Raw genomic sequence first — 13,490 nt, 5'->3', positions numbered from 1 at the left:
TTGCCGCCACTATACGGAAAGCTTAATCTTTCGTCGACTGGCGGCATGGTAAAGAGAGAGAAATTTTTTAATATTGCTGGCAACTCCACTTCACGCGGAAGGTTTACTCTCCGGTTCGTCCGCCGGATCGCCGGTATGCTTGCCCTCCTCCGTTCCCTGCCAGCCATGACGCTGCACCAGCGACAGATGATTACGATCCTCGTTAATGATCTCTGTCAGCATCGCACTGGTGCGTTTAAACACCGCCGCACGCTCTGTGGCCGTACTGCCCGCCATCGCCACCATCTCTTCCACCATATCGGTATTGAAGCGACGGAACAGGTCCGCACGCTCGCGCGCTTCATACGCGCCCAGGCCCAGACTTTCCAGCGCCATGCGGCCAGACTTAAGCGCCCCTTCGAAGGTTTCACGCTCGGGTGCGTCCACCCCCGCCTGTCGCAGCTGGATATAGTGATCCACATCGCGCGCACGGGAGATAATGGTCAGGTTCGGGAAATGCTCCTTCACCAGCTCAACCAGCTGCATACTGGTCTGGGGATCGTCAATCGCGTTGATGAGGACTTCCGCTTTCGCTGCCCCGGCTGATTCCAGCAGATCGACACGCGTTGCATCGCCGTAGAAGACTTTCATATCGAACTTACGCAGGGTATCCACATGGTCCGGATCGTGATCGAGGATGACCATTTTTACCCCGCTTGAGAGCAGTAAACGACCGGTGATCTGCCCAAAGCGACCGAATCCGGCAATGATGACCCGCGGCTGTTCCTCATCGATCTCATCGGCCTCACGTTCCTGTTCGCTGCCTGTTTTTTCCAGACGCGTCAGCAGCACCAGCAGGATCGGCGTCGCCGCCATCGACAGCGCGACCGCCAGCGTCAGCGCTTTCGCCCACTCGGGATCGAGCACATTGGCCATTTGCGCCGCGCCGAAGACCACAAACGCGAATTCGCTTCCCTGTCCGAGTAGCACGGCGAACCAAAGACGCTGTCTGCCAGGCACGTTCAGCGGACGGGCGATCAGCCAAAGCATCACCATTTTGATGACCAGGAAACCGACCAGCAGGATGAGGATCCGCAGTGGATGCGTGACCAGCGTGCCAAAGTCGATAGACATCCCGACCCCGATGAAAAACAGCCCCAGTAGCAGTCCTTTAAATGGCTCGATATCACTTTCAAGCGCGTGTCGATACTCTGAGCTGGCCAGCAGAACGCCCGCGAGGAAGGCTCCCATCGCCATCGACAGCCCGGCTTCCTCCAGCAGCAGACCAAAACCAAACACCAGGAACAGCGCCACGGCACTGAACACTTCCCGCAACCCCGAGCGGGCGACAAATCGAAGCAGCGGACGTGTTACATACCGGCCAAGCAGGACAACCAGTGCCAGCGCACCGACCACTTTCAACGCAGAGAGGGCAAAAGCGCCGAGCGTGGTGGAGGCCCCACTTGCGGCCAGCAGCGGGATCATCGCCACCAGCGGAATGGCCGCGATATCCTGAAACAGCAGCACCGAAAACGCACTGCGTCCCATCTGTGAAACGGTCAGGTTTCGCTCGTTCATTGCCTGCATGGCAATCGCCGTCGAAGAGAGTGCCAGCGTCATGCCAATAAGCTCTGCCACTTTCCAGTCCATTCCCAGCAGAATACAGAAGCCGCCCAACAGCAGACCACAGGCCGCCATTTGTAGCGCCCCGCCGCCAAACACTGAGGCGCGCAGCTTCCACAAACGCTGCGGGTCAAGTTCCAGACCAATGACAAACAGCATCAGTACGACACCAATTTCGGCGAAATGCAGGATCGCCTCCGCGTCGGTGACCAGGCGAAATCCCCAGGGTCCGATAACACACCCGGCGATTAGATAGCCCAGCACGGAGCCCAGCCCCAGGCGAACCGCTACGGGCACAATCAGCGCCGCCGCGCCAAGGTAAATCAGCGCCTGTATCAGCGTATGGCTATCCATTGTGCGTCTCCTGCCACTCAAGTAAGCGTTGTTTATAATGACGAGCCTGCGCCTGCAACGTCTCATCGTCACAAACAAATGTGCAGTGCATAGCAAAAGGAGGAAGCCAGGTAAGGCCACAGTAGAGTGCTGTCGCCTGAAGCGGTTGTGCCAGCACCTCAAAACCCGGGAAAGAGCCAATATCGAAGTGGCTTTCTCCACCGCCGGTGGTCACAGCCCACATCAGGCTTTTTCCCTTTAGCGCATGCCCGTTGTGACCATACGCCCAGCCGTGGGAAAAGACTTTGTCGATCCACAACTTGAGGAGCGGAGGTGTGCTGTACCACTGCATCGGGTGTTGCCAGATGATCAGATCGGCGCGAGTGAGCGCCTCCTGTTCGGCGGCGATGTCGATGTTAAAATCAGGATAAAGTTGATAGAGGGAACGTATCTCTACGTTGTCGAGTGTCCTTACCTGTTCAAGCATGCGCTTATTCGCATGGGAGTGATGCGGATAGGGATGCGCATAAATTATCAGAATCATGAATCGGCCTGTTTTGACTGTCTTCTCTCTTGTAGATGTGAGTGTAGACAGTTAACCCGCCCGCTGAAAGTGTTCAGTGACGCGTCGGGAGCAAAACGCAAGTATTGCTACTCTTGAGTGCCAGTTCGCAGGGGTTTTCCAGTACTTATTTGAACACCTGAAAATATATTCCTCTCACAAATAATTGACACTGCATTATTTATAACCGTGTCATATTTAGATTTATTAAATTTGCATTTTAATAAATCGAAGTATACATAACACATTGAAAACATAATAATTTCAACCCACTCCTCTCAACGCTTTTCTTTAAAACCTGAAAGAGAATATTTTTCTTCACTTCGAATTTCCTTTTAAATGGATGTGAATATGAAAGTAAAACGTCTGGAATTAAACAGGACCACCCAGTTACTGGGGAGATTATTTCCCGCCCTGCTTGTTTTTACACCAATAATCAGTTCTGCAGGCACCATCGACCAGTCAACCTCTGCCCCGCAAGACTTCTCCGCCGATACCGAATACGTCATCAATAAAGATATTACTGTGTCATCGTCTGGCGATTTAGCCGCTGTTTCCGCCTCAGGATTTAAAGTCAGTTCAATAACAAACAATGGGAATATTTCCGGCACTTCGAATGGACTTGATATAAACACTAGCGCGCAGCCACTCGATATTAATAATAATGCTGGCGCTACCATTTCCTCCGCAACAAAGAACGCTGTAAACATAGTCACGATGCAGGGTAGTTTAACCAACAAAGGAAACATAACCGGCTTTGAAAAGGGTATTTTTGTTAATGAAGATTCCTCTGCAATTAGCATATCAAATACGGAAACAGGCATCATTAAAGGCAATACAGGTCTGGCTACTGACGCCGGAATTGTGATTGATAATAATGGCTCGATTATCGGCACAAGCGAAGATGGTATCAAACTCAGCGGTGGTGGAACCAAAATCATCAATACCGGCACCATTCAGGGTGATCAGAATGGTATCAACGTAACGGATACCGCGAAGGCTGACATCATTAACAATGGCTCAATTGGTGGTGGCAAGACAGCTATAATGTTCGCCAGTAACAAAAATAATACCCTCACCCTCAACACAGGTTCAAACCTGTCTGGCGATGTCATTTCCACGCTTTCAACCGGTAACACCCTGACCCTGGTAGGCACCGGTACAGAAGACAGCAATTTTATCGGGCTGAACGAAGGCGATGGTTTCGCCTCTGTCAAAATGAACGGTGAAGACTGGGCGCTGACGGGTAACGTCGACATCATTGGTGCCGGTGATTCACTGCAGGTGAATAGCGGCAACCTGACCCTGGCGGGTACCGTTTCCAATGCTGGCAATACGCTGGTGGCGAATGAAGCCACGCTCCAGCTGGGCAATGGCGAAGGTATGGCAAGTCTCAGCGGTGGCCTAACCAACAATGGTACGGTTATTTTTAACCAGGGAGGCAATTTCACGTTTTCTACCGACATGACCGGCAGCGGAAACGTAGAGAAAGTTGATGCGAATACGCTGACGCTGACCGGCAACAACAGCTATACCGGCGATACGACCCTGCGAAACGGCACAACGCTGGTAGCGGCAGGCGCAACGTTAGGTGTTGAAAACAGCAATGCCACTCTCACCGTGCAGAACGGGGCAAAGTTTGCCACCGCAGGAACCGTCTACAACAACATCACTATTCTCAGCGGCGGTACGCTGGCAGCGTGGAATGCAATTGAGGGTAATGCAACCCTCAGAAACGCCGGCATTGATACCATTAACGGCAACGTGACCAACAGCGGCACGCTTTTGCTCAGTGCTGCCGACCACAGCGTGGGTAATGACTTTACCATTAATGGTGACTATACCGGCGCAGAAGGTAGCCAGATTGTGTTAAACAGCGAGCTGGGTACTGACACGGCACCTACCGATCATCTCACAATAACCGGCAGCAGTTTTGGCCAGTCCGGTGTGACCGTCAGCAACATGGGTGGACTTGGCGCACAGACCGTGAACGGCATGGAGATTGTCAGCGTCGCCGGCAGCTCTGAAGCACAGCTGACGCTGGCCAAACCGGTTGTGGCAGGCGCATACGAATATTCTCTTTACCAGCATAGTGACGGGAACTGGTACCTGGAATCGAAGGCCACGCCACCTGTCGATCCAACAGATGATACCGATGACGGTGATAATACCGACAACGGTGGCAATACCGACGATGGCGGTAACACTGATAATGGCGGTAACAGTGACAATGGCAGCAATACCGACGATGGCGGCAACAGCGGCGGCACTGATAACGGCGACGGTGGTAATAATACCGATAACGGCGGCGGCAATACCCCAGCACCAGAAGTGATGGCACCTGAAGTGGGCGCGTATTTAGGCAACTATCTGGCGGCTCAGAGTATGTTCCTGCACAAACGTGACGATCGCGATCAGCTCACTTTCCGTAACGAAGACGATCTGAATACCTGGATGTATGTTAAAGGTCGTTACCATGAAAATGATGCAGGCGGCGATAAAGTCAGCTACGACACCACGACCACCGTTCTGCAAGTCGGCAGCGATTTCCTCAGCAAGCCAATGGACAGCGGTATCCTGCGTGCCGGTGGCATGTTTGGTGCAGGCCAGGCGAAGACCCACTCAGATGCGAAACACAACGTGCGTGACGCACAGGGTAAAGTCGATGGCTTCAACGTTGGGCTCTACGCCACCTGGCAGGAAGATCAGAAATTACGCCTGGGCAGCTACATTGATACCTGGGCCGCCTACAGCTGGTACAACAACAAAGTGACCAGCAACCGCAACGATGAGGATTACAACAGCGAAGGTTTTGCCGCGTCTGTTGAAGTCGGCCATGCGTGGGTTATCCCATCTGAAAACGAGCGTACCTGGAAGATCGAGCCTCAGGCGCAGGTGATCTACAGCTATCTTGATCAGGAAAATCATACGGACCGCGATGGCGTCCGGGTGACGACTCTGGATAACGACAGCGTCTTCGGTCGTCTGGGTGTGAAATCCAGCTATTTCCAGCAAAAGGACGTCACGGCCTGGCAGCCATACGTTGCGGTGAACTGGCTGAAGGGTGCAGGTCAAAACGATCTGGCCTTCAACGACGAAACCGTAAGTAATGATACGCCGGAGGATCGTGGTCAGGTAGAGCTGGGTATTACCGGCAATCTTAACGAGACCACGACAATTTCGCTTCGCGCCAGCGGCGAATGGGGTGAAAACAACTATGCCGCTTACGGCGGACATATTTTGTTAAACCACCGCTGGTAATCCATCCGCATCAAGCAAAAAAGCAGTGGCGGATGCCACTGCTTTTTTTAATTATCCAGTTCACCCATGGATTTAACCTGGTCACGGTTAATCTGCTCGGTTTGACCCGTTTCCGCGTTTTTATACGACACCAGACCAGTATCGTCATCCACCTGCGGTTTGCCGTCCGTAATGATGGTGCGGCCATCGGTGGTTTTTACCGCCTGATTAGATGAACACCCAGCTACGGTGAACATTGCAGTGGCAGCCAGAACGGAAGCGATCAGTAGTTTATTTTGCATGGTGTTTTCCCCTGCTCTCAGTTGAATTTCATTATCGACCTAACCATTTTAGGCTAACTGACTGAATGCGGATGGAAAACCAGAAGGTTCTGAAGAGGGGAAGAATGCCCGGTAACCGAACGGTACCGGGCAATTTGTCTTACTTGTTAATCTGGGCGTGCATTTCCTGGACCGAAATCACCTTCTCGGTGGCATCCGCGTTCAGCGCCATGGCTGTTGCGAAACCGCCGTTCAGGGTGGTGTCGTAATGCACTTTGTACTGCAGCGCGCTGCGGCGAATCAGCTTGGAGTCTTCAATCGCCTGGCGGCCCGCAGTGGTGTTGATGATGTAGGTGTATTCGCCATTCTTGATGCGATCCTGAATGTGCGGACGACCTTCATGCACTTTGTTCACCAGACGCGGGTTGATTCCCGCTTCACCCAGCACAATCGCCGTACCGTGGGTTGCATCCAGCTCGAAGCCCTGTTTCAGCAGCTTGGCAGCCAGGTCAACCACGCGCTCTTTATCGCCTTCGCGAACAGATAGCAGCGCACGGCCAGATTTCTTCATGGTGGAGTTGCTGCCCAGTTGCGCTTTAGCAAACGCTTCTGCAAAGGTGCGGCCCACGCCCATCACTTCCCCGGTAGAGCGCATCTCTGGCCCTAACAGCGGGTCAACGCCCGGGAATTTGTTGAACGGCAGCACCACCTCTTTCACCGAGTAGTACGGCGGGATAATCTCTTTTGTGACGCCCTGCTGTGCCAGCGTCTGGCCGGCCATCACGCGCGCCGCCACTTTTGCCAGCGGAATACCGGTCGCTTTAGAGACGAACGGTACGGTACGTGCCGCACGCGGGTTCACTTCAATCAGGTAGACTTCGTTGTCTTTCACGGCGAACTGGACGTTCATCAGGCCGCGAACCTGCAGTTCGAAGGCCAGTTTCTGCACCTGCTGACGCATCACGTCCTGAATTTCCTGGCTCAGGGTGTACGCTGGCAGAGAACAGGCGGAGTCGCCTGAGTGCACGCCCGCCTGCTCGATGTGCTCCATGATGCCACCAATCAGCACCATTTCACCGTCGCAGATAGCATCCACATCCACTTCAACCGCATCGTCGAGGAAGCGATCCAGCAGCACCGGCGCATCGTTGGACACGCTGACTGCCGTCTGGAAGTAACGACGCAGGTCAGCTTCGTCGTAGACGATTTCCATCGCGCGGCCGCCCAGCACGTAAGAAGGACGCACCACCAGCGGGTAGCCAATCTCTTTCGCCTTCTCAACCGCTTGTTCAATCGCAGTCACGGTGGCGTTTGCCGGCTGTTTCAGCTTCAGACGGTCAACCGCCTGCTGGAAACGCTCGCGGTCTTCTGCACGGTCAATGGCATCCGGGCTGGTACCGATAACCGGCACACCTGCGGCTTCCAGCGCGCGCGCCAGTTTCAGCGGAGTCTGGCCGCCGTACTGCACGATCACGCCTTTTGGCTTTTCGATGCGCACGATTTCCAGCACGTCTTCCAGAGTTACCGGTTCGAAGTAGAGACGGTCAGAGGTGTCATAGTCGGTAGAGACCGTTTCCGGGTTACAGTTGACCATGATGGTCTCGTAACCGTCTTCGCGCAGCGCCAGAGAGGCGTGTACGCAGCAGTAGTCAAACTCGATGCCCTGGCCGATACGGTTTGGGCCACCGCCCAGTACCATGATTTTGTCGCGGTCAACGGACGGATTCGCTTCACACTCGTCTTCATACGTGGAGTACATGTAAGCCGTATCGGTCGCGAACTCTGCCGCACAGGTATCAACACGCTTGTAGACCGGGTGCAGGTCATACTGGTCGCGCAGCTTGCGGATTTCCGCTTCACGCACGCCGGCCAGTTTTGCCAGACGCGCGTCGGCAAAGCCTTTGCGTTTCAGCATGCGCAGGAAGTCAGCATCCAGGCCATTGATGCCCAGCTCCGCCACTTTCTCTTCCAGACGCACCAGCTCTTCAATTTGCACCAGGAACCAGCGGTCGATGTTGGTCAGGTTGAACACGCCGTCCACGGACAAGCCTGCGCGGAAGGCGTCGGCGATATACCAGATACGCTCTGCGCCCGCGTCTTTCAGCTCGCGGCGGATTTTGGTCAGTGCTTCCGGGTCGTCCAGGCTCACTTTCGGATCGAAGCCGGTCGCGCCCACTTCGAGGCCGCGCAGCGCTTTCTGCAGGGATTCCTGCTGCGTGCGGCCAATCGCCATCACTTCACCCACAGATTTCATCTGGGTGGTCAGACGGTCGTTCGCGCCAGCGAATTTCTCGAAGTTGAAGCGTGGAATTTTGGTCACAACGTAGTCGATAGACGGTTCGAAGGACGCAGGCGTGCGGCCCCCGGTGATGTCGTTCATCAGCTCGTCAAGGGTGTAACCGACCGCCAGTTTCGCCGCCACCTTCGCAATCGGGAAGCCGGTCGCTTTAGAGGCCAGCGCGGAGGAGCGGGACACGCGCGGGTTCATTTCGATAACAATCAGACGGCCGGTTTTCGGGTTCACCGAGAACTGCACGTTAGAACCACCGGTTTCGACGCCGATTTCACGCAGTACCGCCATCGAGGCGTTACGCATGATTTGGTACTCTTTGTCGGTCAGCGTTTGCGCTGGCGCAACGGTAATGGAGTCGCCGGTGTGGATACCCATCGCATCGAAGTTTTCGATGGAGCAGACGATGATGCAGTTGTCGTTTTTATCACGCACCACTTCCATCTCGTACTCTTTCCAGCCAATCAGCGATTCATCAATCAGCAGCTCTTTGGTTGGGGAGAGATCCAGGCCGCGCTCGCAAATCTCTTCAAACTCTTCGCGGTTGTAGGCGATACCGCCGCCGGTGCCGCCCATGGTGAAGGAAGGACGGATGATGCACGGATAACCCACTTCAGCCGCTACGGCCAGTGCCTCTTCCATGTTGTGAGCGATACCGGAACGTGCGGTGTCGAGGCCGATTTTTTTCATCGCCACGTCGAAGCGACGACGGTCTTCTGCTTTATCAATCGCGTCGGCGGTCGCACCAATCATGGTCACGCCGAACTCTTCCAGCACGCCCTGACGCTCCAGCTCCAGCGCGCAGTTCAGCGCAGTCTGGCCACCCATGGTCGGCAGAACTGCATCCGGACGCTCTTTCTCGATGATTTTACGTACCACTTCCCAGTGAATCGGCTCGATGTAGGTTGCATCCGCCATTTCCGGGTCGGTCATGATGGTCGCCGGGTTAGAGTTTACCAGGATAACGCGGTAACCCTCTTCGCGCAGGGCTTTACATGCCTGTGCACCGGAGTAGTCAAATTCACAGGCCTGACCGATAACAATCGGGCCAGCGCCAAGGATCAGGATGCTTTTTATGTCTGTACGTTTTGGCATGGTCTTCTCGGCTCCTGATTATTTAGCGGTCTTACGGTATTGCTCGATAAGTTCGATGAAGTGATCGAACAGCGGTGCGGCATCGTGCGGCCCCGGGCTGGCTTCCGGGTGTCCCTGGAAGCTGAACGCTGGCTTATCGGTACGATGGATCCCCTGCAGGGTGCCATCGAACAGGGATTTGTGCGTCACGCGCAGATTAGCCGGCATTGACGCTTCGTCTACTGCGAAGCCGTGGTTCTGTGCCGTAATCATCACCGTGTTGTTGTCGATGTCTTTCACCGGGTGGTTACCACCGTGGTGACCGAACTTCATCTTAATGGTGTTCGCCCCGCTCGCCAGCGCCAGCAGCTGATGGCCGAGGCAGATGCCGAATACCGGAATATCGGTTTCGAGGAAGGACTTGATGGCATCGATAGCGTAATCGCACGGTGCCGGGTCGCCAGGACCGTTAGAGAGGAAGATGCCATCCGGGTTCAACTTCAGTACGTCTTCGGCAGAGGTTTTCGCCGGCACCACCGTCAGACGGCAGCCGCGATCAACCAGCATGCGCAGGATATTGCGCTTGGCGCCGAAATCGTAGGCGACCACGTGGAACGGCAGCTCGCTCTCTTTTTTCGCTTCCGGCAGGTCATCTGAAAGCGTCCAGCTACCTTGCGTCCAGCTGTATGCTTCAGTGGTCGTCACTTCTTTCGCCAGGTCCATGCCATTCAGGCCCGGGAAGGCTTTCGCTTTTTCCAGCGCCAGCGCCGCATCGAGGTTGTCCCCTGCGATGATGCAGCCGTTCTGTGCACCCTTCTCGCGCAGCAGACGCGTTAACTTACGGGTATCGATATCGGCAATCGCCACAATGTTATGGCGCTTCAGGTAGGAAGAGAGGTCTTCGGTATTGCGGAAGTTGCTGGCAATCAGCGGCAGGTCGCGAATGACCAGGCCTTGCGCATGTACCTGAGAAGATTCTTCGTCAGCAGCATTGGTGCCGACATTGCCGATATGAGGATAAGTAAGAGTAACGATTTGGCGAGAATAGGAAGGATCAGTGAGGATTTCTTGATAACCGGTCATTGAAGTATTGAAAACGACTTCCCCAACCGCCGAACCCGTTGCCCCTATGGCCCGACCGATAAACTGGGTTCCGTCTTCCAGAACCAATAGCGCTGACTTAATCAAAACACCCTCCAGAGAATATTCACTCACTTTATTTGCATATTAATTCACAACCATGTCATAAATCAATGCAAATGTGTTGCCAGCGGATTTTTGGCAAACGGCGGCATTCTGGAGATTTGCCAGGTAAAAGTCAACTCAAAACGGATATTTTAATTATCCTTTTGCAAGCCTGGCGGCCTGAAAAGATGTTAAGCGGCAAAAAGATCAGGTAAATCACGACAGAAAACGCTTGCGTGGCAAGTTTATTGGAATTTCTGGTACTCAGATAATAAAAAGTGGACCAAACGGTCAAAATTTACATGTCAGCAACACAAAATGAATGGATAACATCTACTTTTAGTCAAAAAAGATAAAACTAAACATGGAATGGATAAAATAAAAGGGCAATAAATTATTGCCCTATGCAATCAAAAAGTTACGACTGCAATAACCACATCACGATGGGTAATATCTCTTACAAATTGTTGAGATCGAGCACATCACGCATATCAAAAAGACCATTTTCTTTGCCTTTTAACCACAAAGCGGAGCGAACGGCACCATTGGCAAATGTCATGCGGCTGGATGCTTTATGCGTGATCTCTACACGTTCTCCAATATCGGCGAACATCGCAGTATGTTCCCCGACGATGTCACCCGCACGCACGGTTGCGAAACCAATCGTTCCCGGGACACGTTCGCCCGTATGGCCTTCGCGGGTATATACCGCGCAGTCTTTTAAATCTTTATCCAGTGCATGCGCAATCGCTTCGCCCATTGCCAGCGCCGTGCCGGAGGGAGCATCGACCTTGTAACGGTGGTGAGCTTCGACAATCTCAATGTCGGTATAATCGCCCATCACTTTTGCGGCCTTCTCCAGCAGCTTAAGCATAACGTTGACGCCCACGCTAAAGTTAGCAGCGAAGACAATAGCAATCTCATGTGACGCATCCTGAATGGCTTGTTTACCGGCTTCATCAAACCCGGTGGTGCCAATCACCATGCCTTTGCCGTGCTGACGGCAAAATGCCAGATGGGTCAGTGTGCCTTCTGGCCGGGTGAAATCGATAAACACATCAAAATCATCTTTCACCGCATCAAGGCTGCTTTGAACGGTAACGCCCGTCTTGCCCGCGCCTGCCAGTTCACCGGCATCGGCCCCAAGAAGCGATGAACCTTCACGTTCCAGTGCTGCGCCCAGCGCTACGCCATCCATCTGAAGTGCCGCCTGAATGAGCTGGCGACCCATACGTCCACCCGCGCCCGCAATAGCGACACGGATCTGTGCATCATGCATAGTTATTCTCTTACGTTAAAATGATGTAAACCGTTTTCAGATTAACCAGCCTTTGTCAGGGCTGCCAACTGAAAACACCGATAATTAGAATTTAACGTGAAACGGACTCAAATATCAGTAAAAGACATGATTTTGTCGTCACGATAAAGTAGCAGATAAAAAAAAGGCCAGCACAGGAGGTGCTGGCCTTTCATCAGAAGAAGGATTATTCCACTTCGCGTGCATCAATACGCAGCTCTTTCGGGACTTCGAAGACGATGTTCTCTTCGCGGCCTTCCAGCGGAACGGCTTCACCACCACCCAGTTCCTGCAGACGGGCGATCACGTTCTGCACCAGGATATCCGGTGCGGAAGCCCCTGCGGTGACACCGACACAGGCCGCGTTTTTCACCCACGCTTCCTGAATGTCCGTCGCGTCGTCAATCAGAAACGCCGCCTTGCCCATGCGCTGCGCCAGTTCGGCCAGACGGTTGGAGTTAGAGGAGTTTTTCGAGCCGACCACCAGCACCACGTCCGCCTGCTCAGCCAACGCACGCACTGCTTCCTGGCGGTTAGTGGTTGCGTAGCAGATATCATCTTTACGCGGCCCGACGATTTTTGGAAAACGCTGGCGCAATGCGTCAATCACATCCGACGTATCATCCACTGAAAGCGTGGTCTGCGTCATGAACGACAGACGGGCTTCGTTTTTTACGTTCAGCGTCAGAACATCTTCCGGCGACTCCACCAGATACATCCCCCCTTCCGGGTTGCTGTACTGGCCCATGGTGCCTTCGACTTCCGGATGACCCGCATGACCAATCAGGATCGACTCTTCACCGCGACGGCTGGCGCGCGCCACTTCCATATGCACTTTGGTTACCAACGGACAGGTGGCGTCGAACACCGTCAAATCACGGCTTTTCGCTTCGTTACGTACCGCCTGGGAGACACCGTGTGCGGAGAAAATCAGGATCGCGCCGTCCGGCACTTCGCTGATCTGCTCAATGAAGATTGCACCGCGTTCACGCAGACTGTCGACCACGTAACGGTTATGTACAACTTCGTGACGCACGTAAATCGGCGCGCCGTAAATCTCCAGCGCGTTTTCAACAATGCTGATAGCGCGGTCTACACCGGCGCAGAAGCCGCGCGGGTTAGCCAACAGGATCTGCATTTCAGGCCTCCAGTACCGGATCGATCTCCAGCACTTCAATATCAAAATGGACGGTGCGCCCGGCAAGCGGATGGTTGAAATCTACGGTGATGGAATCGCCGTTGATTTCGCGGATCACGCCAGGCATTTCGCTGCCATCCATAGCGGTAAAGAGCATAATCGCCCCGATTTCCGGTTCGCCCGCATCCATAAACTCACGACGAGAGAAGTACTGGATAAGGTCCGGGCTTGGCACGCCAAACGCCGCATCCGGCTCCAGCGAAAACGCCTTCTTCTCCCCCTCTTTCAGACCCAGAAGCTGCTGCTCCAGACCTTCAGATAACGACGTATCGCCAAGACGAAACAGGGCTGGTTTGCCGTTATTGCGGGTGGATTCGGCCGTCGAGCCGTCATCCAGTTTCAGCGTGAAGTGAACGAGAACCGCGCTATTGCTTTGTACGGATTTAGACATGCAAATTGCTCGCTTGTTTTGGGTCACCTGTTGCCCG

The 13,490-nt window shown here is 53.9% G+C and carries 10 protein-coding genes; 1 reads left to right on the top strand and 9 read right to left on the bottom strand.

The features are described 5' to 3' along the window. Positions 1 to 90 precede the first annotated feature (90 nt). The 3 genes from kefC to ACQG22_RS03475 all read right to left on the bottom strand — a co-directional run bounded on the left by kefC (position 91) and on the right by ACQG22_RS03475 (position 3,324). Positions 91 to 1,956, bottom strand: coding sequence for a glutathione-regulated potassium-efflux system protein KefC (gene kefC, locus ACQG22_RS03485; protein ID WP_013095537.1), 1,866 nt, complete (start codon positions 1,954 to 1,956; stop codon positions 91 to 93). Next, positions 1,949 to 2,479: a glutathione-regulated potassium-efflux system oxidoreductase KefF gene (kefF, locus tag ACQG22_RS03480; RefSeq protein ID WP_023620041.1), complete on the bottom strand. Its 531-nt coding sequence runs from the start codon at positions 2,477 to 2,479 to the stop codon at positions 1,949 to 1,951. Before kefF ends, kefC begins: the two co-directional genes overlap by 8 nt. 353 nt (positions 2,480 to 2,832) lie before the next feature. Beyond that, on the bottom strand, positions 2,833 to 3,324 hold the full coding sequence (locus ACQG22_RS03475) for a hypothetical protein (RefSeq protein ID WP_170942758.1): 492 nt from the start codon (positions 3,322 to 3,324) through the stop codon (positions 2,833 to 2,835). On the opposite strand from ACQG22_RS03475, the gene ACQG22_RS03470 reads away from it, so the two are divergent. Then, entirely contained in the window at positions 3,215 to 5,758 is a 2,544-nt protein-coding gene (locus ACQG22_RS03470; RefSeq protein WP_222169069.1) for an autotransporter outer membrane beta-barrel domain-containing protein, read from the top strand. The genes ACQG22_RS03475 and ACQG22_RS03470 overlap by 110 nt on opposite strands. A 47-nt stretch (positions 5,759 to 5,805) precedes the next feature. Here the strand turns inward: ACQG22_RS03470 and ACQG22_RS03465 are convergent, their stop codons facing one another. From ACQG22_RS03465 to fkpB, 6 genes are all read right to left on the bottom strand, one after another. Further along, entirely contained in the window at positions 5,806 to 6,039 is a 234-nt protein-coding gene (locus ACQG22_RS03465; protein WP_013095533.1) for a YgdI/YgdR family lipoprotein, read from the bottom strand. Positions 6,040 to 6,178: 139 nt separating this feature from the next. Continuing rightward, on the bottom strand, positions 6,179 to 9,403 hold the full coding sequence (gene carB / locus ACQG22_RS03460) for a carbamoyl-phosphate synthase large subunit (RefSeq protein WP_013095532.1): 3,225 nt from the start codon (positions 9,401 to 9,403) through the stop codon (positions 6,179 to 6,181). Between the two features lie 18 nt (positions 9,404 to 9,421). Then, entirely contained in the window at positions 9,422 to 10,570 is a 1,149-nt protein-coding gene (gene carA, locus ACQG22_RS03455; protein ID WP_045292772.1) for a glutamine-hydrolyzing carbamoyl-phosphate synthase small subunit, read from the bottom strand. A gap of 454 nt (positions 10,571 to 11,024) precedes the next feature. Beyond that, positions 11,025 to 11,846 (bottom strand): 4-hydroxy-tetrahydrodipicolinate reductase, encoded by an 822-nt coding sequence (dapB, locus tag ACQG22_RS03450; protein WP_013095530.1) that lies wholly within the window; start codon positions 11,844 to 11,846, stop codon positions 11,025 to 11,027. A gap of 205 nt (positions 11,847 to 12,051) precedes the next feature. Then, complete coding sequence (gene ispH / locus ACQG22_RS03445; RefSeq protein ID WP_028015471.1) at positions 12,052 to 13,002, bottom strand: 4-hydroxy-3-methylbut-2-enyl diphosphate reductase; 951 nt, start codon at positions 13,000 to 13,002, stop codon at positions 12,052 to 12,054. A gap of 1 nt (position 13,003) precedes the next feature. Then, positions 13,004 to 13,453, bottom strand: coding sequence for an FKBP-type peptidyl-prolyl cis-trans isomerase (gene fkpB / locus ACQG22_RS03440; protein ID WP_013095528.1), 450 nt, complete (start codon positions 13,451 to 13,453; stop codon positions 13,004 to 13,006). Positions 13,454 to 13,490 lie beyond the last annotated feature (37 nt).

Origin of the sequence: Enterobacter cloacae complex sp. 309I3 (assembly GCF_050031595.1) — a bacterium.
GTDB lineage: Bacteria > Pseudomonadota > Gammaproteobacteria > Enterobacterales > Enterobacteriaceae > Enterobacter > Enterobacter cloacae.
The sequence above is the reverse complement of the archived record's forward strand: the minus strand, read 5'-3'. Positions and strand labels throughout refer to the sequence as shown.